Raw genomic sequence first — 20517 nt, forward strand, 5'->3', positions numbered from 1 at the left:
CTGCTTTACGCCGGAGCGAAACTCGTCAAGCACCAAGGGTGACCAGTTGCGACAAACCATGTTATTCTCCAGCGTCAATCTATGCCGCGCGGACCCGGCCGGGTCGCTGCCGGAAGGACATCCCCCCGATGCCGGTCGCTGCCGCCATGCCCCTGTCACGGGCCCCGCTGGCCCGTCCGGCGGGTGACGCGTTCAGCCGGATCTTCACCACCCTGCCGGCGCTGCTGCGGCTCACCTGCGGCCTGGTCGGCGCGGTGGTCGCGCTGTCGGTGCGTACGCCACCGGTGCGGGTGGCGCTGCTGGTCCCCGCGGTGGCCGTGCTGACCGCCTGGTCGGTCTGGTACGCGTTCCGCGCGTTCCGGCACGGCATCGGCGGCGCGCTGGTCGCCGGGGACGTGGCGCTGACCACCGCCGCCGCGCTCGCCGTCCCGTGGCTCGTCGCGCCGGAGGTGCTGCCGGGCGAGGCCAGCTGGGTCGCGGTGCTGGCCAGCTCGACCGTCATCAACGCGCAGGCCACCGCCCCGGCCCGCTGGTCCGTGCCGGCCGGCCTGCTGGTCACCGCCGCGTACGTCACCGGCACCACGCTGGCCGGCAACCCGGTCGAGGCGCGGGCGCACGCCGGGACGCTGCTGGTGCAGACCGGCAGCGCGGCGGTGATGACAGCGGTGATGCGCCGCCGGATCGCCCGCGCCGACGCCGCGTTCGCCGACTACCAGCGGCTGTCCCACGAGGCGGTGGTGGCACGCGCCGCCCGCGAGGACGAACGGCGGCAGAACCGCGACCTGCACGACACCGTCCTGGGCACGCTCACCATGGTCGGCCTCGGCGCCGTACCCGACTCGGCGACGTTGCGCGAGCGGTGCGCGGACGATCTGCGTACCCTCACCGCCCTGGCGGGCGCGCGGACCGCGACCGCGCCCGGCGAGGCCGACCTGGACGAACGGCTGCGCGAGGTGCTGGCTGGGACGCCGGGGCTCGCGGTGACCGCGACGCTCGCGCCGTGCCGGCTGCCGGCGGAGGTCGCCACGGCGCTCGCCGACAGCGCCGCCGCCGCGCTCGCGAACGTGGCCCGCCACGCGCCGGGCGCGGCCACGTCGCTGCGCCTGGCCCGCGAGGGCGGCACCGTCGTGGTCGAGGTGGTCGACGACGGCCCCGGTTTCGACCCGTCCACGGTCCCGGCCCACCGGTACGGGCTGCGCGAGTCGATCCACGGGAGGATGAGCACTGTGGGCGGTCGGGCGGTGGTGACTTCCGCCCCTGGCACCGGCACCCGGATTCGGCTGGAGTGGTCCGATGGCGAGTGAGTCGGGTACGGCCGTGACGGCCGGCTCCGCGCTGCGCCCGCTGCCCCGGCCGCGGACGGCGACGCGCTCCGCGGCGGCCACGGCCCCGCCGGAGGCGCACGCGGTGGCCGACGCGTCCGACGGCGGCGCGCGGATCGCCGCGATCGTCATCGCGGCGGCCTGGCACCTGGCGGTGGCGCTGCCGGCCGTGTTGCGGGCCGGGCCGGGGATGGCCTTCCCGGCCGTGGTGGCGACGGGCTGGCTGGTGACCGCGCTGGTCGGGGTCGGGGCCGGCGTACGGCTGCTGCGCGGCGGGCTGCCGGCGGCCGGGCCGCTGGCCGCGGTGCTGCTGGTGGTCGACGCGGCGGTGGTCGCCGGTGCCGGCGACCGGTTCCTGTTCAGCACCGCCAACTGGGTGTGGGGCGGTCTGGCCTGGTTCTTCCTGCTGGTGCTCTGGCAGCGGCCGGTGCGTCGGCTGCTGGTCATGCTCGCCGCGCACGGCACGATCGCGCTGGCCGCGGTGATGCTGTACGGGGCGACCGCGCCGGCCGACCTGAGCCGGGCCGCGATGTACGTCTACGGCACCTCCACCCTGCCGGTGGCGGTCTTCGTCGGCGCGGCGGCGCTCACCGCGCAGGCCCGGAACCGGGCGGCCACCGCCGCGGCGACGCTCGCCGTGGCGGCGGAGCAGGAGGCGGCCGAGCGGGCCCGCACCGAACGGCAGGCACGGCTGGCGCTGGTCAGCGGCACCGCCGAGGAGGTGCTGGCCGAGCTGGCGGCGGGCGACGCCGACCCGGCCGACCCGGCGGTACGGCGGCGCGCGGTGCTGGCGGCGGCCCGGCTGCGCCGGCTCATCGCCGAGTCGGACGACGTGCCGGACGCGCTGCTGCACGAACTGCGCGCGGCGGCCGACCTGGCCGAACGCAACGGACTGCCGATCGACCTGGTGTCGGTCGGCACGCCGCCGGAGCTGCCGGTGGAGATCCGGCGCGGGCTGGCCGACCCGCTCACCGCGGCGCTCGCCGCCGCCGAGGGTTGGGCCCGGCTCACAGTGGTAGCAGGCCAGGACGAGGTGGTGGTCAGCCTGGTGACACCGGATCACGACGGCCCGGACGAGCCGGCGACCGGCGGGGACGGGCCGGTGGAACACCTGCACGAGCGGGACGGGGAGATCAGATGGACGCAGACCCGCTGGCGGCGGACGTGAACGCCGGAACCCCGATCGGGGTGGCGATCGTCGACGACCATCCGGTGGTGATCGACGGGGTGCGCGCCTGGCTGGCCCGCGAGCCCCGGTTGCGGGTGCTGGCCACCGGCGACGACCCGGACGAGGTGCTGCGGGCCGCGCCGGACGCCGAGGTGGTGCTGCTCGACCTGCGCCTGCACGGCCGGATGGTGCTGGACAAGCTGGCCGAGCTGAGCGCGGCCGGGCGCCGGGTGGTGGTCTACTCCGAGCACAGCGACCCGCAGACCATGCTCGCCGCGCTCGACGCCGGGGCGGTCGCGTTCCTGGCCAAGCACGAGGGGCGCGAGCACTGCGTGGCCACCGTGCTGGCGGCGGCGAGCGACCGGCCGTACGTGCCCCCGGCGCTGGCCGGCGCGATGGTCGGTGACGCCCGCCCGGATCGTCCGTCCCTGTCGGACAAGGAGCGCGAGGCGCTGCTGCTGTGGTTCCAGTCGATGTCGAAGGCGTCGGTGGCGCGCCGGATGCAGATCAGTGAGCACACCGTGAAGCAGTACGTCGACCGTGCGCGGATCAAGTACACCCGAGCGGGGCGTCCGGCCGCCACGAAGGCGGCACTGCTCGCCCGGGCGATCGAGGACGGACTCGTCCGACCGGAAGATATCGGCATCTACCGGTCGCAGGCGTCGGCCGACCGGCCGACCCCCTAACAGGCGTCATGACAGTCACCCCAGGAATCGGGCAGGCTCGCCGTTACCGCCAACCGTCATCGGGAGGTCGTACCGTGCCGGAGGACGCCACACCCTTCTTCGTCGGACCGCACCGGTTCGACGCCGACGACGACCCCACCCGTCCCGTGCTCGACCGGCGCTACGAGCTGGTGCCCGAGCCGGGCGAACGTCTGCTCGGTCAGCACTGCCTGCGCGTCGCCGGGCACCTGCTCGGCCCGAGCGAGGACGTCCGCTGCTGGTCGCTGCCCGCCCCGGCGACGATCACCGTGACCGACCGCCGCCTGGCGTACGTCTGCACCGGCTCCGAACTGTCGGTGGTGTCCGGGCGGGACAGCCGGGCAGGTGCCCGGCACCGGCGTCCGGCCCGGCTGTCCCGCCTGGTCAGCGGCCAGATCCGCTGGCAGTGGCCGTCCCGGCTGGAGCTGGCCGAGGTGGGCGACGGCATCGCCGAGCTGCGCATCGTCTGCGACGCGCTGCGCACCATCCGGCAGCCGGCGCTGGCGCTGACCGGGCCGGTCGGTCTCGTCGCCGGGCTGGCCCGGCAGGTACGCCGCTCGGTGGCCGGTTTCCGGCTCGCCAACGCCGACCTGGTGGACCTGTCCCCGCCGGAACGGGACGTCCTCGCCGTCCGGGTCGCCGCCTCCCCCGGCCCGACGCTGGGCACCGTGACGCTGCCGGGATCGCTGCCGGTGGAGTTCCTGTCCCGCGACGACTACTACCGTCCGCCGGAGGCCGAGGCGTCGCCGTGGGCGTGGTCCGGCTTCCCCGCCCACGACCAGCCCGGCTCCGCCTGCTGACGCTCCCCCGCGGCGGAACCCGGCGTGGTCAGGAGGCGCTGCGGGTGCGGCGCTCGGACCGGTCCAGCTCGACCGCCTCCTCCGGGGTCGGCGCGCCGCCGCCCAGGTGGGCCGGCTGCCACCAGGTGTCGTCCGGGCCGGACGGCTTGTCCGGGTACTCCCGCTGGGCCCGGTCGACCAGCGCCGACAGGCGGGTACGCAGGTCGGCGGTCATGACGGTGGCGTCCGGGTAGGCGGACGGGTCCATCGGCTCGCCGACGATGATCGTGATCGGGGTGTGCCGGCGGGTCAGCGTGCGCGGGCGGCCCTTCGTCCACAGCCGCTGGGTGCCCCAGAGCGCGACCGGCAGCAGCGGCACGCCCGCCTCCTGCGACATCCGGGCCGCGCCGTTCTTCAGGTCCTTGACGGTGAAGGAGCGGCTGATCGTCGCCTCCGGGAAGACGCCGACCACCTCGCCCCGGCGCAGCGCGCTCACCGCGGCGGCGTACGAGCCGGCGCCGGCGGCCCGGTTGACCGGGATGTGCTTCATGCCGCGCATCAGCGGACCGGAGACCCGGTGCCGGAAGACGCTGTCCTTGGCCATGAACCGGACCAGCCGCTTGGCCGGGTGCGCGCCGTAGCCGCAGAAGATGAAGTCGAGGTAGCTCACGTGGTTGGACGCGAGCACGGCGCCGCCGGTCTGCGGCACGTGGTCGCTGCCGGACACGTCGAGGCGCAGGTCGAGAAGCCGGAACATCGTCTTCGCGGCGGTGATCACAGGGGGGTACACGAGTTCCGACATGTCGAAACTTTACCCCGAGTAGGTTACGCGACCGTAGGGCCGATCTGCCCTCGGCAGACCCGGGTCGCGCACCGGCCCGGGCCCGGCGACGATGGCGACATGACCGAACGCGCGGTGCTGCTCTGGATCCACGGCGGAGGATGGCGGGCCCGCGCCGAGGAGGACGGGACGGCACTCGCGTCGCTCGGGCTGCGCGTGGTCCCGGCCACGTACCGGTTCTCGCACCAGGCGCGCTGGCCGGCGCAACTCGACGACGTCCGCGCCGCGGCCCGGGCCGCCCGGGCCGCGGCGGGCGGCCTGCCGCTGCTGGTGGGCGGCGACTCGGCCGGCGGGATGCTGGCGCTTCAACTCGGCCTGCGCGGGGTGGACCGGCCCGGCGACGTGGCGGGGGTGCTCGCGTACTGGGCACCCGTCGACCCGCTCGACCCGGAGCAGCGGCGCCGGCGCGCTCCCGGCGACGACCCGTGGACCGACCTGCTGGGCCGTCCGCCGACCGCGGGCGATCCGGCCACCGTCGACGCGACTGTCGCCACCCACCTCGGCTCCGGCGTACCGGTGCTGCTGGTGCAGGGGCGCGACGACGAAGCGGTGCCGGCCGCCCAGCCGGTCGAGCTGGCCGGCCGGCTGCTCGCCGCCGGGCACCCGACGCATCTCTGGCTCACGCACGGCGGTCACGCGCTCGACCTGGCCCGGCCCGACCTGCGCGCGGCCGCCGCCGCGTTCCTGGACAGCGTCCTGCCCGCCGCCGCGGGCGACTAGGTTCGAAGAATGCCCGACCTCGCCGCGATCGTCATCCACTGCCGCGACCCCTACCTGCTCGCACCGTTCTGGAGTGCGGTCACCGGGCTGCCGGTGGTCGAGGCGGACCGGGTGAAGCTCGCCGAGGGCACGCTCGCGCCGACCGAGGCGGTGCTGCTGCGCGACCCGCACGGACGGCGTCCGGACCTGTGGATCAGCCCCGCCGACGTGCTGCCGGAGCCCGGCCGGATCCACCTCGACCTGGTCGGTGACGCCGAGGAGCGGGCCGCGGTGCTGGAGGCGGGCGCGACAGTCGTGCGCGAGCTGCCGCGCTGGACCGTGCTGGCCGACCCGGAGGGCAACGAGTTCTGCCTGCTCCCCCCGAACGAGGCACACACCGCGCCGCCGCCCGGGCACTGACCCGCCGCCCGGGCGCCGGCACTTGTCCCGGGCGCCGGCCCGCTCAGTCGGCCAGCTCGTCGAGGTCGAGCCGACCCCGGGCGAACGCGTCCACCCGGCCCCATCGACCCGGGATGTCCAGCACCTCGATCCGTCCCATGCCCACCGGCAGCCGCGGGTCGACCGCCAGGTGCTTGTCGTGCGGCTCCAGCCCCAGCATGGTGCGCAGCAGCAACAGCGGCGCGCCGGTCGACCAGGCCTGCGGGCTGCACGCGGTCGGGTACTCCACCGGGAACTTGGTCAGCTCGCGCTGGTAGCCGCCGAACGCCTCCGGCAGCCGGCCGTCGAAGTAGGTGGCCGCGTCGAGGATGCCGTTGGCCACTGTGGCGGCCTCCTCGGCGAAGCCGTACCGGCGCAGGCCCCAGGCGACGAACGAGTTGTCGAACGGCCAGATCGTGCCGTTGTGGTAGCCGATCGGGTTGTAGCGGACCTCGCCCTCGGCCAGCGTCCGCACCCCCCAGCCGGACCAGAGCCGGGGACCGACGAGATGCTCGGCGATCTTCGGCGCCCGCTCGTCGTCCACGATCCCGCTCCACAGCAGGTGCCCGATGTTGGAGGTGAGCACGTCGCACTGGCGCCCGTCCGGGTCCAGCGCGAGCGCGTAGAAGCCGCGGTCGGCGACCCACCAGTCGTTGTTGAAGCGCCGCTTCAGCTCCGCCGCCTCGCGTTCCAGCTGATCGGCGTACGTGGGGTCGTCCCAGAACTCCCGGGCCATCCGGGCGGCCCGCATCTTCGCGTCGTACGCGTACCCCTGCACCTCGCAGGTCGCCCGCGGGAACGGCGGAAGCGTGCCGTCGGCGTACGAGATGGAGTCCCACGAGTCCTTCCAGCACTGGTTCTCCAGGCCGGTGTCGGTGTTGCGCCGCTCGTACCAGATGTAGCCGTTGCCGAGCAGGTCGGCATAGTCGTCGATCCACTTCAGCGCGGCCCGGCACTCCCGTTCCAGCTCCTTGACCAGCGCGCCGTCGCCGCTCCACCGCTCGTACTCGTCGAGCAGCACCACGAACAGCGGCGTCGCGTCCACCGAGCCGTAGTACGGCGAGTGCGGCTGCTCCTCGAACGCGGCGGTCTCGCCGTACCGCATCTCGTGCAGGATCCGGCCCGGGTCCTCGTCCCGGAAGTCGTCGAACCGGGTGCCCTGGAGCGCGCCGAGGATGCGCAGCGTGGTCTTCGACATCTCCGGCGCGAACGGCAGCACCTGGAGGCAGGTTAGGATGCTGTCCCGGCCGAACATGGTCATGAACCAGGGCAGGCCGGCCGCGGGCAGCGTCTGCCCGCCGAGTGACAGCGGCGAGAAGCGCAGCGCCGCGAGGTCGACCAGGCTCCGCCGGTACGTCGCGGCGAGTTCCTCGTGCTCGCTGTTCAGCTTCGGGGCCCGGCTGATCCACTCCTCCAGGTCGTGCTGGAGCGCGAGCCGCTCGGTGCCGTGCGCGCGCAGTCCCATCCGCAGGTCCCGGCCGCCGGGGCCGATCGCGAACGTCTGCACGTCGATCACGGCGTCCCACTGCTCGTTGGGTTCCAGCCGGATGCTCCAGGCGAAGCCGCGCTGGTCGTAGCGGGCCGGCTGGTTGGCGGAGACGAGCGTCTCGCGCCGGAAGTTGCCACGCCGGTAGCCCAGGCGCAGCCGGTCCGGCTCGGCCTCGGCGTAGTGTTCGCCCTTCTTGTTCAGGATCTCGTCCTTGACCTGGAACAGGTCGGCGAAGTCGGAGCCGGCGTCCATCCGGATCTCCAGGTCGACCGCCTTCTCGTCGTGGTTGAGGATGGTCAGCGTCTCCCGGAAGCTGCCGCCGACGGCCCGCTCCCGGATGACCGACAGCTTCGCGTCGATGTAGTGCGTGGCCATGCCGGGCACCAGGAAGAACCGGGCCTCGTAGTACTGGAGGTCGTCGTAGGAGAGCGCGTTGAGCCGCTCGCCGTTGACGGTGAGCACCCACTTCGACAGGTACCGCGTGTCGAGCGAGAACAGGCCCGTCGGCTCGCTCGGCGTGGCCTCGATGTCGCCGGTGTCCTCGCACACCACGAACGTGTTGCCGTCCAGGATCCGAACGGTGTTGCCGCCGGGCATCAGGCACCCCTCCCGCTGAACGTGTGATGCGGTCCGCGGGAGTCCGGTGGGCCGGGGAAGACCCGCTCGACCTGAAGCACGAGCCGCAGGTCGCCGACGACTGTCATGTCGCCGCGCAGCAGCGCCGCGATGGCGTTCTCCTCGCCGCCGACCAGCTCGGCGAACAGGCGCGGCTCGGTGCCGACCACCGTGTCCGCCTCGCCGTCCTCCTGCCGGACCCGCAGGTTGCCCCGATCGATCTCCAGCAGCCAGTGCGTGGTGTGCGGGCCCTCGTGCAGGTCGAAGCGGAGCGTTCCGGATGTCTTGACCAGCAACGGCTCGAACCCCCGCCGGTCCAGGTCCTCGAAGAATCTCGTGGTCATGTCCACCATCCGGGCGACTCCTCCCGCGATCCGCGGTCCACCTGTCGAAGCTCCGTGTCCCCACCCGGTCCGGGGCCAACCTCGCCCGAACCGGGTGAGCGCGGCACCGTCGCGACGCGCGACGCCGGCCCCCGAACCGGGGGCCGGCGTCACCGCGGCGGACAGGTCTAGTTGTTGGGGTCGTCGGCGCTGATGTCCGCGAGCACCGACTGGGGTTCCCGCTCCACCGCCAGGTCACCCATGGAGATGAGGCCGACCAGCCGGCCGTCGTCGACCACCGGGAGGCGGCGGACCGCGTACGTGCGCATCAGGTCGGCGGCGGCCACGGCGTCGTCGTTCTGGCTGACGGTCACCACGTCCTTGCTGGTGATCTGGTTGAGCCGGGTGGCGGTGGGGTCCATGTTCTCGGCCACGCCCCGTACCGCGATGTCCCGGTCCGTCACGATCCCGACCACGTTGTCGCCGTCGGTCACCACCACGTCGCCGATGGCGCTGTCGCGCATCTCCTGCGCCGCGGCGATCAGCGTGTCGTTGCCGTCCATCGTCACCAACCGGGTCGTCATGAACTCTCCGACCGTTGTCATGGTGCTCCCCTCTCGGTGTCGGCACCGCCGTCTACCCGCCGCCACAGGCGGGGTAACGCGGGCGTCACCGCCGGTGACGCAGGCGCCGGCGCAGGTCGTAGAAGCCGTTGCTGGACAACCCGTAGAAGAGCGGCAGCAGCAGGAGCACCACCAGCGCCGCCGGCACGCTCAGCAGCACGCCCACCAGACCGGCGATCGCGTACGCGAGGACGCCGAGCAGCGCCCGGACGCGTTCGGCCTCGAAGAACCGGGCGGGGACGTGCGGCTCCAGCAGCTCCCGGTGTCGGCTCAGATAGTGGTAGAGCCACAACCAGGTGATCGACAGGATCACGCCGACCAGCGCGTACGCGGACACCGCAATCCGCTCGTCGAAGACGTCGCCCTCCTCCACGGCCCGGGAGACGAGCGCGGTGACGAACGGAAGCAGCGCCACGCTGAACAGCACGCCGAGGTTCGCCCAGTGCAGTCCCCGGTCGGCGCAGCGGACCCGGTGGAACGTCCCCTTGTGGTTCAGCCAGTTGACCGCCACGTACAGGTAGGACGTGACGTAGGCGAGGTAGACCGGCCACTGGTCGAGCAGCGCGCGCAGCATCCCGCCCGGCGCCGTCTCGGGCACCCGCAGGTCGAGCACCAGCAGCGTGATGACGATGGCGAAGACCGCGTCGCTGAACCCGATCGCCCGACCGGTGTCCGGGAGGATCCCGGCGTCACCGGTGTCTCCTTCGGCCGTCATCGGCACCCCCGCCCTGCCGGCGCGGGGCGGCCGGCGACGCGGGTGCATACCCGCTGCGGGGGCGTCCGTGCCGGGTGGTCCGGCACGGACGCCCGCGGGGTCAGCGCTCGGCGGCGACCAGCTCGGCGAGCTGCACGGCGTTCAGCGCCGCGCCCTTGCGCAGGTTGTCGTTGGCGCAGAACAGCGCGAGCCCGTGCTCGACGGTCTCGTCGGCCCGGATCCGGCCGACGTACGTCGGGTCCTGGCCGGCCGCCTCCAGCGGCGTCGGCACGTCGCGCAGCGCCACGCCGGGCGCGCCGTCGAGCAGCTCGCGGGCCCGGGCCGGGTCGATCGGCCGGGCGAACCGGGCGTTGATCTGCAACGAGTGGCCGGTGAAGACCGGCACCCGCACGCACGTGCCGGAGACCTTCAGGCCGGGGATCTCCAGGATCTTGCGGCTCTCGTTGCGCAGCTTCTGCTCCTCGTCGGTCTCGTCGGAGCCGTCGTCGACGATCGAACCGGCGAGCGGGAGCACGTTGAAGGCGATCGGACGGGCGAACGAGCGCGGCGCCGGGAACTCCACCGCCCCGCCGTCGAAGGCGAGCCCGGCGGCGTCCTCGGCCACCTTGCGGACCTGCTCGTCCAGTTCCGCCACCCCGGCCAGGCCGGCGCCGGACACCGCCTGGTAGGTGGCGACGACGAGGCTGACCAGCCCGGCCTCGTCGTGCAGCGGGCGCAGCACCGGCATGGCGGCCATCGTGGTGCAGTTCGGGTTGGCCACGATGCCCTTCGGGCGGTCCGCGATCGCGTGCGGGTTGACCTCGGCCACCACCAGCGGCACCTGAGGGTCCATCCGGAACGCCGAGGAGTTGTCGATCACCACGGCGCCGGCCTCGGCGACCCGGGGAGCCAGCTCCTTCGCGGTGCCCTTGCCCGCCGAGAAGAGCACGATGTCCAGACCGCGGTAGTCCGCGGTGGCCGCGTCCTCCACGGTGACCTCGCCGCCGCGCCAGGGCAGCGTGCGCCCGGCCGACCGGGCCGAGGCGAACAGGCGCACCTGCTCCGCCGGGAACTCGCGCTCCGCCAGCACCTGCCGCATGACGCCACCGACCTGGCCGGTGGCTCCCACAATGCCGATCCTCATGCCCGCGAGGCTACCCAGCCGGGCGGTGCGGGTGGGAAACGTTTCCCACCGCGCGGATGCGGGGCGACGGGAATCACAGGCCCGCCGCCCCGTCCGGTCACGTGTGGTCGACCACCTCGCCGAGACCGCTGGCGACCAGCTCGTCCCGGATGACCGCCGCGTCCCCCTCGATCACCATCGTCAGCGACTCGGGGTGCAGGTAGGTCGCGGCCGCGGCGGAGACGTCCTCGACTGTCGCCGCGAGCAGTTGCTCCCGCAGCCGCGCGTGGTAATCGTCCGGCAGGTCGTGCACGACCAGCGTGCTCAGGGCCGCGGCGATGGCCCGGGGGCTCTGCAACTCGACCGAGAGCTGCCCGGCCCGCCAGGAACGCGCCACCTCCAGCTCGTCCTCGCTGACGCCGGTGAGCTGGGTACGCGAGATCTCGCCCACCGACTCGACGAGCGCCGGCGCGGTCACCGCGGTCTGCACGCCGGAGCTGACCGCGAACCGGCCGAACCGCCGGGACGAGGCGAAGTCGCCCCGGATCCCGTACGTGTAGCCGCGCACCTCGCGGATCAGGTGGTTGAGCCGGGACGTGAACGCGCCGCCGAGCACGGTGCCGGCGAGCGTCATCGGCACGTGGTCGGGGTGGGCGCGGTGCGGGGACGGATGGCCGAGCCGCAGCGTGGACTGCACCGAGCCGGGCCGGTCCACCAGGATGATCCGGCGCTGCCCGGCCAGCGGCACGTCGATCGGGCCGCCGCGTTCCACCGGGCCGCCGCCGGCCCCGGCGAACGCCGTCGCGGCGAGCGCGTCCAGGTCGATCCGCTCCAGGTCACCGGCGACGACGAGCGTGCCGGGGCGGATGAACCACTCGGAGTGGAAGACGGTTACGTCGTCCACCTCCAGCGCGGCCACGCTGTCCGGGTCGCCGTAGAGCGGGCGGCCCCACCGGTGCTGCGCGCCGAACAGCTCGGCCCGCAGCACCGCGTCGGCACGCGGGCCGGGGTTGGCCCAGTCCATCCGCAGCGCGGTGGCCTCGTCGTCGCGTACGCGCAGCACGTCGGCCGGGTCGAGCCGGGGCGTACGGACCGCCTCGGCCAGCAGCTCCACGGCGGCGGTCAGCCGGTCCACCGGCACCTGCACGCTCACCTGGAACGAGTCCCAGTCGAGCCCGGTCGCCAGCTCGGTGCCGAGCGCCTCGATGGCCAGCGCGTACGCGGTGGCGTCCCGCTGCGCGGTGCCCTCCTCCAGCGCCTTGGCCAGCACCGCGCCGAGCCCCTCCTTGCCGACCGGCTCCCGGCCCGCGCCGCCGTCGAGCAGCAGCAGCGCGACGGCGAGGTTCTGCCCGGGCAGGTGCGCGGCGACCACCTGGCCGCCGGCCGTCGTCCGCCGGACCACCTGCGGGAACCGGTAGGCGCGGGCGGCGCCGGGGCCGGGACGGGTGGCGATCAGCGACATCAGTTCTCCTCGGGCAGGTAGGTCAGGATCACCCGGTCGGCGGCGCCGAGCAGCTCGGCGGCCTGCTCGGCGATCTGCTCCGCGGTCACCGCGAGCCAGGCCGGCAACCGGTCGGCCGCGCGGGCCGGGTCGCCGAACTGGGTGGCGTACCGGCCGAGCGTGTCGGCCCGCCCGTCGACAGTGGACATCTGCCGCCACCACATGGTGCTCAGCAGCGCCTTGGCGCGGTCCAGCTCGGCGGCGGTCACCGGCACTGTGGCCAGCTCGTCGACCACCTCGGCCAGCCCGTCGCGCAGCCGCTCGGCGCTCACCCCGGGGCGGGCCGTGGCGGTGGCGATCAGCGGGGCGGGCGCGTGCGCCAGGTCCACCCCGTACGCGCCGACCAGGTCCGGCTGGGCGATCCGCTCACCGTCGGCGAGCCGCTGGTAGAGGCGGCTGCCCCGGCCGCTGCCGAGAACGGTGCCCAGCACCGTCGTCACGTCGTACCCCTGGGTGCCGAACGGGTGGGTGCGGTGCGCGACGTAGACGCGGGGGGCGGGCACGTCGGCGGTGACCGTCTCCACCGCCGGGCTGCCGGTGGCCGGCACCGTGCGGCCGTCCGGCGCGGCCGGGATCTCGGCGCGCGCGGCGAGGCCGCCGAAGTACTTGTCGGCGAGCGCGAACACCTCGGCGGCGGTGGTGTCGCCGACGACGGTGAGGACGGCGTTGTTCGGCGCGTAGTAGGTGCTGTGGAACTCCTGGAAGGTGGCCAGGTCGGCGGCGTTCAAGTCGGCCATCGACCCGATCGTCGCGTGGTGGTACGGGTGGCCGGGCGGGTAGAGCAACGGCAGCAGGCGCAGCCACGCGTCGCCGTACGGCACGTTCTCGTAGCGCTGCCGCCGCTCGTTCTTCACCACCTCGCGCTGGTTGTCCAGCGTCTCCTGGGTCAGCGCCGGCACCAGACCACCCATCCGGTCGGCCTCCAGCCAGAGCGCCAGTTCCAGGTGCTCGGCCGGGACCGTCTCGAAGTAGTTGGTCCGGTCCGGGTTGGTGGTCGCGTTGAGCGAGCCGCCCGCGCCCTGGATCAGCTTCATGTGCTCGGTCTTCGCCACGTTCACCGAGCCCTCGAACATGAGGTGTTCGAAGAGGTGGGCGAAGCCGGTCTGTCCCGCCGGCTCGTGGCGTGAGCCCACGTCGTACCAGAGGTTGACCGCCACGGCCGGGGCGGTGCGGTCCTCGCTCACCACCACGCGCAGGCCGTTGTCCAGTCGGGTCGTCTCGATCGGCCAGGGGAAACCGCTGTCGGGCATGGGACGACGCTATCCGATCTCGGAGGCGGAAAGGTGACACGCGCGCCGGAGCATCGTCGCCGCGCGCCGGGGTACCCGTGCGGGCATGGCCGCCACCACACCCTCCGCCGTCGAGCGCGCCGCCGCCGCGCTGGCCCGGCTCCGGCACGCCCGGCTGCTGCACCCGGCCGGGCGCACGTTCGCCGGCGAGACCCGGGTCTGGGGTACGCCGGGACCGCCGACCGGTGTGCCGCTGCTCGACCTGCCGGGCCGGTGGCCGGCCACGATCCGCCTGTCCAAGGGCGTGCCGACGCCGGGCGGCTGGCCGGACGTGCTGGGCGTGGCGGTACGGCTGCACCGCGACCCGGAGCCGCCGGTGGACCTGCTGTGGAGTTCCAGCGGCGCCGCGCCGGTGCTGCGGAACCTGCCGCTGCCCCGGCGGCGCTTCACCGGGACGTACACGTCGATCATGCCGTTCCGGGCCGGCGGGCGGCGGCTGTTCCTGGCCGTGCTGGCCGACCCGGAGTCACCCGACCTGGGTCGCGGCCTGGCCGAGGCGGGCGCGGCGGTCGCCGCCGACGAGCCCCGGCTGGTGCTGGCCGTGGCCTCGGCGGTGGGCCGGTGGCGGCCGTTCGGCGAGGTACGCCTCGACGACGAGCGCGGCGCCGCCGAGGACGCCGCGCTCGCGTTCGACCCGATCGGCAACGTGCCGCCGGGGTTGTGTCTGACCGGCCCGCTGGCCCGGTTGCGGGACGACAGTTACCGGGGTTCCCGCCGGGCCCGGGGCGCGACGCTCAGTCGGGCGGCTCGACGGGGGTGACGGTCTGCTCGGAGGTGCGGTGCTCCAGCACCGTGTCGGGGGCGGCGTTCTGGTCCGCCTCGCGGATGTCGGACTCGGCGAGGATCGCGTCGGCCTGCGCCTGCGCGTCGTCGCTGCCCGCCGCCGCCTCCTCCGGCAGCAGATGTGCTCGGGACTCGATCCGTTCCTGGTCACTGGGGTCGTGGCTCGTGGTCATGGCGATCACATACCCCGCGTTCCGCACTTCGGAACGACAGCGGGAATTCCGGCCCGTGTCGGGTACGCTGGCCGACGTGACGCGGTCGTATCGATGGTTTAGGCAGCCGGCTGGAGGAGCCGGTGACTCGACCGTGAGCTGACGTCACCACCTCTTCGAGCCGGCCGGGCAGGGATTCTTTTCCCTGCCCTTTCGTATGCGAGCAGCCGGCTCGATCCCCCGGACCCGGCACGGGGGCACGGTCGGCGGAAGGAATCCCCACCGTGACCACGTCCCAGGACGCCCATCGGGTCATCGACCAGCGCATCGACCGTGTGGTGCCGCTGACCACCCCGGCCCTGCTGCACCACCACCTGCCGCTCGACACCCCGCTGGCCGAGGCCGTCGTGGCGGGCCGGCGTGCCGTCGGCCGGGTGCTGGACCGCGCCGACGACCGGTTGCTCGTCGTCGTCGGCCCCTGCTCCGTGCACGACCCGGCCGCCGCCCTGGAGTACGCGGGCCGGCTGCGCGAGGCCGCCGCCCGGGTCGCCGACGACCTGCTCGTGGTGATGCGTGTCTACTTCGAGAAGCCGCGCTCGACGGTGGGCTGGAAGGGCCTGATCAACGACCCGGCGCTGGACGGCTCCGGCGACGTGAACACCGGTCTGCGTACCGCGCGGGCGCTCCTGCTCGACGTGCTGCGGCTGGGCCTGCCGGTGGGCTGCGAGTTCCTCGACCCGATCACCCCGCAGTACATCGCCGACACGGTGGCCTGGGGCGCGATCGGCGCGCGGACGGTGGAGAGCCAGGTGCACCGGCAGCTCGCCTCCGGGCTGTCCATGCCGATCGGCATGAAGAACCGCCCGGACGGCAGCATCGCCACCGCCGTGGACGCGATCCGGGCCGCCGGGGTGCCGCACGTCTTCCCCGGCATCGACGTCTCGGGCACCCCGGCGATCATGCACACCCGGGGCAACGCGGACGGGCACCTGGTGCTGCGCGGCGGGGGCGGCCGGCCCAACTACGACGCGGAGTCGGTGGCCGGGGCGCTGGAGCTGCTGCGGGCGGCGGGCCTGCCGGAGCGGGTGGTGGTCGACGCCAGCCACGCCAACAGCGGCAAGGACCACCGCAACCAGCCGCTGGTCGCCGCAGACGTGGCCGCGCAGCTCGCCGCCGGTCAGCGCGGCATCGTCGGCATCATGCTGGAGAGCTTCCTGGTGCCCGGCCGGCAGGACCTGGACCCGACCCGGGAGCTGGCGTACGGCCAGTCGGTCACCGACGCCTGCATCGGCTGGGACAGCACCGCCGAGGTGCTGGAGCACCTGGCCCAGGCCGTCCGGGCCCGCCGGGCCACGCTCCCGGCGCCGGCCTGAGCGGGGTTGGGGCGAGTTTGACCGGTTCGGTGCCGGGTAGGTGGTCGGCGTGACCGATGACGCGCCCGTGACCGAGCAGCCCGACACCAGGCCGATCGACGACCTGCTCGACGACATCTACCACGGCCAGGAGCGGATCACCCAGGCGGACATCTACCGCCGGGCGGTGGCCGCCGAACTCCCCGCGGAGCTGCTCACCCGGATCGCCGCGCTCCCCCAGGGCGAGTACGCGGCGGACGAGGCGGCCGATCTGCTGGGCGGCACGGTCGCCTGAGCCCCCGGAAGACCGAGAGGACGCGACATGACCGACCACAACCCCGACCACGAGCACCTGGCGGCGCTCGGACAGCCCCCGGAGGGCGTCGACACGCTGCCGGAGCCGGACTTCGCCAACGAGCACGACCGCACCGCTGTGGACCGGGACGTCGTCACCGGGGAGGACGAGGACGAGCGGGAGCCGGAGGCGTCGCGCGGCTGGGCCGGCGAGGACCACGGCACCACCCCCACCTGACGGTGGGAGACACGCGAAAGGGGGCCGGCGCCCGCGCGCCGGCCCCCTTCGTGTCCACGGGTCACGACTCGTGGCGTCCGCCCTCGGCCGCCTGCTGGGCGACCGCGTACCCCATCTGGAGGAAGTCGGAGGCGGCCACGGCGGTCAGCGCGGTGGCGACCAGCCGGGTCAGCCGGGGCGCCAGCACCAGGCCGCCGGTGAGCCCGGTGGCCACCCAGACCGCCAGGCAGAACGGGCAGCTCACCAGCTCGCCGAGCGCGTGCCGGGTCGGGCTGCCCTCGTCGCGGACCTGCTCCATCACCTCGCCGCTGCCGATCGGGTGGTCGTAGCGGGTGAACGGCGCGCGCAGCGGGCTGGTGATCGCGTCCTTGGACAGCAGCCGGCTGAGCTTGTGCGTGGCGATCGAGAGCAGCACCACGTCCGCGGGCGTGGGCCGCTCGGGCACCGGCCGGCCGGTCGCCCGGACCAGGCCGACGAGCGCGGCTGTCACACCGGCGTACGTGCCCATCGCCTTCAGGTAGCCCTCCAGCGGCCGATGCTCGTGCGGCGCGTACGCCTGGCGCAGGCGCGCCACCTTCTGCTTCAGGCCACTCCCGGTCAACCCGGCCTCCTCGTGCTCGTCGTGCGGCCGGGCTCAGCCGGCGGTCAGGTTGTCGGCCACCTCGCGGTCGAGGTTGGCCAGGATCTCGTCGGCCAGGTCGTGGTCCGGCCCGGCCAGGTCCAGCCGCACCCGCGCGCCGCCCGCGTCGGCCGGCTCCACGTCGATCTCGGCGGACCAGTCCGCGGCGCTCCACCGGGCCCGCATGTCGTCGGCGTCGACGACCTCCACCCGGCAGGCGCCGGAGCTGCGCAGCCGCTCGGGCAGCCAGGCCGACGAGCGGTCCGGGTCGGTCGCGGTGTTGAACACCACCTCCGGCGGCGCGGACATGCCGCGCTCGGCGTGGCTGGCCATCAGGCGTCCCGCAGCCGGCTCGGGTCGACCTCCCGGCCGGGGTGCCGGGCCAGGTACTCCGTCTCCAGTTCGGCGGTGCGCCGCAGGTGGTTGGCGAGCGCCGAGTCGGTGGCGTGCCGCAGCGTGTCCAGCCGGGTGCGGTGCAGGCTCTGCATCTCCCGGATCAGGTCCTCGTCGCCCAGCTCCGTGGGGTCCACCCCGAGCTGCTCGCCGTCGGCGTCGACGGTGCGGGCGTGGTCGCCGTCCCATTCCGCGACCCGCTGTTCCGGGCTCGCGTCCCGGCGTACCGATTCGGTCATCGTCGCCCCCTCGTCTCGTTCGGGTTGGCACCTGTTCGGATGCCCAGCGCGCGTGCCACCAAACCCCGCCCGTCCTACGACGCCGTGTCGGAGACGCCCCGGCGGCCCCGGTACTCTCGTGGGCATGGAACGGCTCTGGACACCGGCGTGGATCGTCCGCCACGTGGCCATGGTCGTGCTGGTGGCGGGTTGCCTCGGCATGGGCTGGTGGCAGGTCACCCGCGCCGCCGGGGGGAACGCGATCAGCTTCGGTTACGCGATCGAGTGGCCGGTGTTCGCCGCCTTCGTGGTCTTCGTCTGGTGGCGTGAGGTCCGCCAGACGCTGCGCGCCGCCGACCCGGCGCCGGCGGAGGACACCGCGCCGTCGGCCGGTCCCGCGCCGTCGGTGACCGCCGGCACCCCGGCGGTACGCCGGCCGGTGCGCGTCGTGCGGGTGCCGGCCGCGCCGGCCGACGGGGCGGACGACGCCGAGCTGGCCGCGTACAACCGCTACCTATCCTGGTTGAACGCCAATCCGGGCGCCCGGCCCGGCGACTATCCCGGCTGAGGCCGGTGCGGAAGGACGGACGACGGTGGGCGGAGCCTTTACCCGGTACCGCGTGATCGCCTGGATCGTGGGCGTGGCGCTCGTGGTGCTGGTCCTGATCGGCATGCCGCTGAAGTACGGCTTCGACAACCCGAGCGTGGTGGGCGTGGTCGGCGTGGCGCACGGCTGGCTGTACATGCTCTATCTGGCGCTCACGTTCGACCTGTCGCGCCGGGCGAACTGGCCGCTGAAGCGGATGCTGCTGGTGATGCTCGCCGGCACCGTGCCGTTCGTCTCGTTCTACGCCGAGCGGCGGGTGAGCCACTGGGTGGCCGCCGAGAGCCGCCAGCGTACGCCGGAGCCGGTCGCGGGCTGACCGCCGCTCACCGGGCCGGCCGCCACGGCTCGGCCGCCGGCGGGTCGGCCCAGCCGCCCAGGCGCGCCGCCTCGCGGGCCCGCGCCAGCGCGCGGGCGACCTGGCCGAACTGCCGCTCGTCGTCGCTGCTGAACAGCAGCACCTCGGTGCCCCGCACCCGTCCCCACAGCTCGTGCGCCGGGGGCCGCACGCGGTCGCCGATCAGCACGAGCAGCAGCGGCACCACCCCGACCGCGCCGAGCATGAGGTACGCCCCGGCGGTCAGCCGGTGCAGGCCGCCGGTGAAGCCGAGCAGCAGGCCGACCGCGGCGATCATCGCGGCGGACACGGCGACGGCCCGGATCGCGAGCCGGTCGTGCGGTCCACGGTCGGTCCGGAGCTGGGTGATCTCGGCAACCGGCCAGGTGTTGCGGCCGACGGTGAAGCGCTCGGCGGTGACGACGATGCCGGGCCGGGCGTAGAGCAGCCTGGGTCCGGCCGGTCGCGGCGAGCGGGGCGGCTGGGTGGCGGAGCGGTCGGTCTGCACGGCGGCCTCCCGGGAGCAGGGATCCCGTGGTGGGATTTCCCGTCCGGGCTCCATTGTGTTGGCCTCGCGCCACCTGACCTCGGGGTTTCGGCTGTCGCAGGGTTGACCGGCCCGGCCCTGCCCGCCGGAAACAGAGAACGATTTCCGTCTTTGTCATGACTTCGCCTGGCGTCGCCTGGCGACATCCGTCCAGAACGACGAATCGGGCGAGTCGCCTCATCCACCCACCGGATCCCCCTCATCACTTTCCGCCACTTTGCCAACTTTCGCCCCTGCTTGAACTCCCGGCTGCTGCGATCACGGGTTAGGTTGTCCAGGTCGGCCCGGTCGACAGCCGCCCACCCGGACGGCCCCGGGCCGGTGTCGCCGGGTCGCGAACGCGCCCGGCGACCGGTGGGAGAGGAGCTTTCCGCTCTTGTCGTCCTTACGGATGCTGCTCCGCTCGCTGGCGGTGGCCGGCCTCTCGGCCGCACTGCTCGCCCCGGCGCAGGTGGCCCGGGCCGAGCCCACACCCGCCGAGCTGACGAAGCAGATCGAGAAGTCCTCGACTGAGCTGGAGCGAATCGTCGAGTCCTACAACAAGCTCAACGAGGACATCAAGGCCAACAAGGCCACCGCGGCCAAGTTGGAGGCCCGGATCGGGCCGCTGCAGGAACAGGCCGAACGCAGCCGCGCCGACGTGGGCGTGCTGGCCGCGACGGCGTACAAGACCGGCGGCATGCGCACCGCGGCGGCCCTGCTGGACCCGGGCGGCCAGGCCACGCTGCCGGAGCGGCTGGGCACGCTCGACCAGCTCACCCGCCAGCGGCAGCGCACCATCAACAGCTTCACGGCCGACCAGCAGCGGCTGATCGACCAGAAGACCGCGCTGGACGTCACGCTCGCCCGGGAGGCGGCGCAGGCCAAGCAGCTCAAGTCCGCGAAGACGCGGATCGAGGCGGACCTGTCCGACCTCTACGAGATGCGGCGCAAGGCGTACGGGCGGGCCAACGAGGCGCCCGGCAACCCCAGTTCGGCGGGCAAGCCGCCGGCCGTCTCCGGTGACGCCGGCACTGTGGTGCGGTTCGCCTACGGCGCCGTCGGCAAGCCCTACGGCTACGGCCAGGACGGCCCCGGCAGCTACGACTGCTCCGGCCTGACGCTTGCGGCGTGGCGGACGGTCGGCAAGTCGCTGCCGCACAGCGCGGCCCGGCAGTGGAGCGCCACCACCCGGATCAGCCGTAGCGAGCTGCAACCCGGTGACCTGGTGTTCTACTCCGGGCTCGGGCACGTGGCGCTCTACGTCGGCAACGGCCAGATCATCGACGCGCCCAGCGCCGGGCGCAACGTCAGCAAGCGCGGCATGAACATCATGTCGATCGCCGGCTACGGCCGGGTCTGAGCACCGCGAAGACGGCGAACGGCCGGCGTC

The 20517-nt window shown here is 73.9% G+C and carries 26 protein-coding genes; 13 read left to right on the forward strand and 13 right to left on the reverse strand.

Annotated elements, in window-relative coordinates; all coding sequences use genetic code 11:
- The first annotated feature begins 128 nt into the window (after positions 1-128).
- The 4 genes from ACN27D_RS07100 to ACN27D_RS07115 all read left to right on the forward strand — a co-directional run bounded on the left by ACN27D_RS07100 (position 129) and on the right by ACN27D_RS07115 (position 3994).
- Positions 129-1304, forward strand: coding sequence for an ATP-binding protein (locus ACN27D_RS07100; protein ID WP_421498817.1), 1176 nt, complete (start codon positions 129-131; stop codon positions 1302-1304).
- On the forward strand, positions 1294-2490 hold the full coding sequence (locus tag ACN27D_RS07105) for a hypothetical protein (RefSeq protein WP_358175063.1): 1197 nt from the start codon (positions 1294-1296) through the stop codon (positions 2488-2490). The genes ACN27D_RS07100 and ACN27D_RS07105 overlap by 11 nt, the downstream gene beginning before the upstream one ends.
- The gene (locus tag ACN27D_RS07110; protein ID WP_013475435.1) at positions 2460-3176 is read left to right on the forward strand and encodes a response regulator transcription factor; all 717 of its coding nucleotides are present in this window, start codon (positions 2460-2462) and stop codon (positions 3174-3176) included. The genes ACN27D_RS07105 and ACN27D_RS07110 overlap by 31 nt, the downstream gene beginning before the upstream one ends.
- Before the next feature lie 74 nt (positions 3177-3250).
- Entirely contained in the window at positions 3251-3994 is a 744-nt protein-coding gene (locus ACN27D_RS07115; protein ID WP_120573506.1) for a hypothetical protein, read from the forward strand.
- A gap of 28 nt (positions 3995-4022) precedes the next feature.
- Here ACN27D_RS07115 and ACN27D_RS07120 read toward each other — a convergent pair whose 3' ends face one another.
- Positions 4023-4775 carry a lysophospholipid acyltransferase family protein gene (locus ACN27D_RS07120; RefSeq protein WP_120573505.1) on the reverse strand — a complete coding sequence of 251 codons (753 nt, stop codon included), beginning with the start codon at positions 4773-4775 and terminating at the stop codon, positions 4023-4025.
- A gap of 99 nt (positions 4776-4874) precedes the next feature.
- On the opposite strand from ACN27D_RS07120, the gene ACN27D_RS07125 reads away from it, so the two are divergent.
- Together ACN27D_RS07125 and ACN27D_RS07130 are read left to right on the forward strand one after the other, a co-directional pair.
- Entirely contained in the window at positions 4875-5534 is a 660-nt protein-coding gene (locus tag ACN27D_RS07125; protein ID WP_356958541.1) for an alpha/beta hydrolase, read from the forward strand.
- 9 nt (positions 5535-5543) lie between these two features.
- Positions 5544-5933 (forward strand): VOC family protein, encoded by a 390-nt coding sequence (locus ACN27D_RS07130; RefSeq protein ID WP_047890580.1) that lies wholly within the window; start codon positions 5544-5546, stop codon positions 5931-5933.
- A gap of 43 nt (positions 5934-5976) precedes the next feature.
- Here ACN27D_RS07130 and ACN27D_RS07135 read toward each other — a convergent pair whose 3' ends face one another.
- The 7 genes from ACN27D_RS07135 to ACN27D_RS07165 form a co-directional block, all read right to left on the reverse strand.
- A complete protein-coding gene (locus ACN27D_RS07135; protein ID WP_120573502.1) occupies positions 5977-8037 on the reverse strand; it encodes a glycogen debranching N-terminal domain-containing protein in 2061 nt (686 codons plus the stop codon).
- Positions 8037-8408, reverse strand: a complete 372-nt coding sequence (locus tag ACN27D_RS07140) for an SCP2 sterol-binding domain-containing protein (RefSeq protein ID WP_091422977.1) — start codon at positions 8406-8408, stop codon at positions 8037-8039. The genes ACN27D_RS07135 and ACN27D_RS07140 overlap by 1 nt, the downstream gene beginning before the upstream one ends.
- 158 nt (positions 8409-8566) lie before the next feature.
- The gene (locus ACN27D_RS07145; RefSeq protein ID WP_013475429.1) at positions 8567-8983 is read right to left on the reverse strand and encodes a CBS domain-containing protein; all 417 of its coding nucleotides are present in this window, start codon (positions 8981-8983) and stop codon (positions 8567-8569) included.
- A gap of 64 nt (positions 8984-9047) precedes the next feature.
- Positions 9048-9716, reverse strand: coding sequence for a TMEM175 family protein (locus tag ACN27D_RS07150; protein WP_421498818.1), 669 nt, complete (start codon positions 9714-9716; stop codon positions 9048-9050).
- Positions 9717-9816: 100 nt separating this feature from the next.
- Positions 9817-10839: an aspartate-semialdehyde dehydrogenase gene (locus ACN27D_RS07155; protein WP_421498819.1), complete on the reverse strand. Its 1023-nt coding sequence runs from the start codon at positions 10837-10839 to the stop codon at positions 9817-9819.
- A gap of 97 nt (positions 10840-10936) precedes the next feature.
- Positions 10937-12280, reverse strand: coding sequence for a M16 family metallopeptidase (locus tag ACN27D_RS07160; protein ID WP_252450303.1), 1344 nt, complete (start codon positions 12278-12280; stop codon positions 10937-10939).
- Positions 12280-13569 carry a M16 family metallopeptidase gene (locus ACN27D_RS07165; protein WP_421498820.1) on the reverse strand — a complete coding sequence of 430 codons (1290 nt, stop codon included), beginning with the start codon at positions 13567-13569 and terminating at the stop codon, positions 12280-12282. Before ACN27D_RS07165 ends, ACN27D_RS07160 begins: the two co-directional genes overlap by 1 nt.
- A gap of 85 nt (positions 13570-13654) precedes the next feature.
- Between ACN27D_RS07165 and ACN27D_RS07170 the strand changes: the two genes are divergently transcribed.
- Positions 13655-14368 (forward strand): phosphodiesterase, encoded by a 714-nt coding sequence (locus ACN27D_RS07170; RefSeq protein ID WP_421498821.1) that lies wholly within the window; start codon positions 13655-13657, stop codon positions 14366-14368.
- On the opposite strand, the gene ACN27D_RS07175 is transcribed toward ACN27D_RS07170, so the two are convergent.
- Complete coding sequence (locus ACN27D_RS07175; protein WP_114921124.1) at positions 14343-14564, reverse strand: hypothetical protein; 222 nt, start codon at positions 14562-14564, stop codon at positions 14343-14345. The two genes, ACN27D_RS07170 and ACN27D_RS07175, sit on opposite strands and share 26 nt — an antisense overlap.
- 254 nt (positions 14565-14818) lie before the next feature.
- Here ACN27D_RS07175 and ACN27D_RS07180 point away from each other — a divergent pair, with 254 nt between their 5' ends.
- The 3 genes from ACN27D_RS07180 to ACN27D_RS07190 are packed head-to-tail and all read left to right on the forward strand — an operon-like array spanning position 14819 to position 16427.
- Positions 14819-15916, forward strand: coding sequence for a 3-deoxy-7-phosphoheptulonate synthase (locus ACN27D_RS07180; protein WP_121684196.1), 1098 nt, complete (start codon positions 14819-14821; stop codon positions 15914-15916).
- 40 nt (positions 15917-15956) lie between these two features.
- Entirely contained in the window at positions 15957-16190 is a 234-nt protein-coding gene (locus ACN27D_RS07185) for a hypothetical protein (protein ID WP_421498822.1), read from the forward strand.
- 27 nt (positions 16191-16217) lie between these two features.
- Positions 16218-16427: a hypothetical protein gene (locus ACN27D_RS07190; protein ID WP_421498823.1), complete on the forward strand. Its 210-nt coding sequence runs from the start codon at positions 16218-16220 to the stop codon at positions 16425-16427.
- Between the two features lie 61 nt (positions 16428-16488).
- Here the strand turns inward: ACN27D_RS07190 and ACN27D_RS07195 are convergent, their stop codons facing one another.
- Genes ACN27D_RS07195 through ACN27D_RS07205 form a run of 3 tightly spaced genes read right to left on the reverse strand, consistent with a single transcriptional unit; the run spans position 16489 to position 17678 of the window.
- Entirely contained in the window at positions 16489-17028 is a 540-nt protein-coding gene (locus ACN27D_RS07195) for a DUF1360 domain-containing protein (RefSeq protein ID WP_120573497.1), read from the reverse strand.
- A gap of 33 nt (positions 17029-17061) precedes the next feature.
- On the reverse strand, positions 17062-17379 hold the full coding sequence (locus tag ACN27D_RS07200) for a hypothetical protein (RefSeq protein ID WP_120573496.1): 318 nt from the start codon (positions 17377-17379) through the stop codon (positions 17062-17064).
- Positions 17379-17678: a DUF6158 family protein gene (locus ACN27D_RS07205; RefSeq protein WP_047890574.1), complete on the reverse strand. Its 300-nt coding sequence runs from the start codon at positions 17676-17678 to the stop codon at positions 17379-17381. Before ACN27D_RS07205 ends, ACN27D_RS07200 begins: the two co-directional genes overlap by 1 nt.
- A gap of 124 nt (positions 17679-17802) precedes the next feature.
- Between ACN27D_RS07205 and ACN27D_RS07210 the strand changes: the two genes are divergently transcribed.
- On the forward strand, positions 17803-18225 hold the full coding sequence (locus ACN27D_RS07210) for a hypothetical protein (RefSeq protein ID WP_120573495.1): 423 nt from the start codon (positions 17803-17805) through the stop codon (positions 18223-18225).
- Positions 18226-18250: 25 nt separating this feature from the next.
- A complete protein-coding gene (locus tag ACN27D_RS07215; protein WP_120573494.1) occupies positions 18251-18580 on the forward strand; it encodes a DUF3817 domain-containing protein in 330 nt (109 codons plus the stop codon).
- Between the two features lie 7 nt (positions 18581-18587).
- Here ACN27D_RS07215 and ACN27D_RS07220 read toward each other — a convergent pair whose 3' ends face one another.
- Entirely contained in the window at positions 18588-19106 is a 519-nt protein-coding gene (locus ACN27D_RS07220; protein WP_120573493.1) for a DUF6232 family protein, read from the reverse strand.
- Between the two features lie 415 nt (positions 19107-19521).
- Between ACN27D_RS07220 and ACN27D_RS07225 the strand changes: the two genes are divergently transcribed.
- The gene (locus ACN27D_RS07225) at positions 19522-20487 is read left to right on the forward strand and encodes a C40 family peptidase (protein ID WP_121684197.1); all 966 of its coding nucleotides are present in this window, start codon (positions 19522-19524) and stop codon (positions 20485-20487) included.
- The last annotated feature ends 30 nt before the right edge of the window (positions 20488-20517 follow it).

Source organism: Micromonospora sp. WMMD1274 (assembly GCF_049179035.1).
GTDB classification, from domain to species: domain Bacteria; phylum Actinomycetota; class Actinomycetes; order Mycobacteriales; family Micromonosporaceae; genus Micromonospora; species Micromonospora tulbaghiae.

Bases quoted from the DNA above. Each gene is read 5' to 3' on its own strand.
- ACN27D_RS07160 (WP_252450303.1), bottom strand. From the start codon at position 12,280: ATGTCGCTGATCGCCACCCGTCCCGGCCCCGGCGCCGCCCGCGCCTAC.
- ACN27D_RS07165 (WP_421498820.1), bottom strand. From the start codon at position 13,569: ATGCCCGACAGCGGTTTCCCCTGGCCGATCGAGACGACCCGACTGGAC.
- ACN27D_RS07200 (WP_120573496.1), bottom strand. From the start codon at position 17,379: ATGGCCAGCCACGCCGAGCGCGGCATGTCCGCGCCGCCGGAGGTGGTG.
- ACN27D_RS07125 (WP_356958541.1), top strand. From the start codon at position 4,875: ATGACCGAACGCGCGGTGCTGCTCTGGATCCACGGCGGAGGATGGCGG.
- ACN27D_RS07105 (WP_358175063.1), top strand. From the start codon at position 1,294: ATGGCGAGTGAGTCGGGTACGGCCGTGACGGCCGGCTCCGCGCTGCGC.
- ACN27D_RS07135 (WP_120573502.1), bottom strand. From the start codon at position 8,037: ATGCCCGGCGGCAACACCGTTCGGATCCTGGACGGCAACACGTTCGTG.
- ACN27D_RS07205 (WP_047890574.1), bottom strand. From the start codon at position 17,678: ATGACCGAATCGGTACGCCGGGACGCGAGCCCGGAACAGCGGGTCGCG.
- ACN27D_RS07155 (WP_421498819.1), bottom strand. From the start codon at position 10,839: ATGAGGATCGGCATTGTGGGAGCCACCGGCCAGGTCGGTGGCGTCATG.
- ACN27D_RS07150 (WP_421498818.1), bottom strand. From the start codon at position 9,716: ATGACGGCCGAAGGAGACACCGGTGACGCCGGGATCCTCCCGGACACC.
- ACN27D_RS07110 (WP_013475435.1), top strand. From the start codon at position 2,460: ATGGACGCAGACCCGCTGGCGGCGGACGTGAACGCCGGAACCCCGATC.
- ACN27D_RS07120 (WP_120573505.1), bottom strand. From the start codon at position 4,775: ATGTCGGAACTCGTGTACCCCCCTGTGATCACCGCCGCGAAGACGATG.
- ACN27D_RS07175 (WP_114921124.1), bottom strand. From the start codon at position 14,564: ATGACCACGAGCCACGACCCCAGTGACCAGGAACGGATCGAGTCCCGA.
- ACN27D_RS07145 (WP_013475429.1), bottom strand. From the start codon at position 8,983: ATGACAACGGTCGGAGAGTTCATGACGACCCGGTTGGTGACGATGGAC.
- ACN27D_RS07170 (WP_421498821.1), top strand. From the start codon at position 13,655: ATGGCCGCCACCACACCCTCCGCCGTCGAGCGCGCCGCCGCCGCGCTG.
- ACN27D_RS07140 (WP_091422977.1), bottom strand. From the start codon at position 8,408: ATGGTGGACATGACCACGAGATTCTTCGAGGACCTGGACCGGCGGGGG.
- ACN27D_RS07100 (WP_421498817.1), top strand. From the start codon at position 129: ATGCCGGTCGCTGCCGCCATGCCCCTGTCACGGGCCCCGCTGGCCCGT.
- ACN27D_RS07210 (WP_120573495.1), top strand. From the start codon at position 17,803: ATGGAACGGCTCTGGACACCGGCGTGGATCGTCCGCCACGTGGCCATG.
- ACN27D_RS07130 (WP_047890580.1), top strand. From the start codon at position 5,544: ATGCCCGACCTCGCCGCGATCGTCATCCACTGCCGCGACCCCTACCTG.
- ACN27D_RS07190 (WP_421498823.1), top strand. From the start codon at position 16,218: ATGACCGACCACAACCCCGACCACGAGCACCTGGCGGCGCTCGGACAG.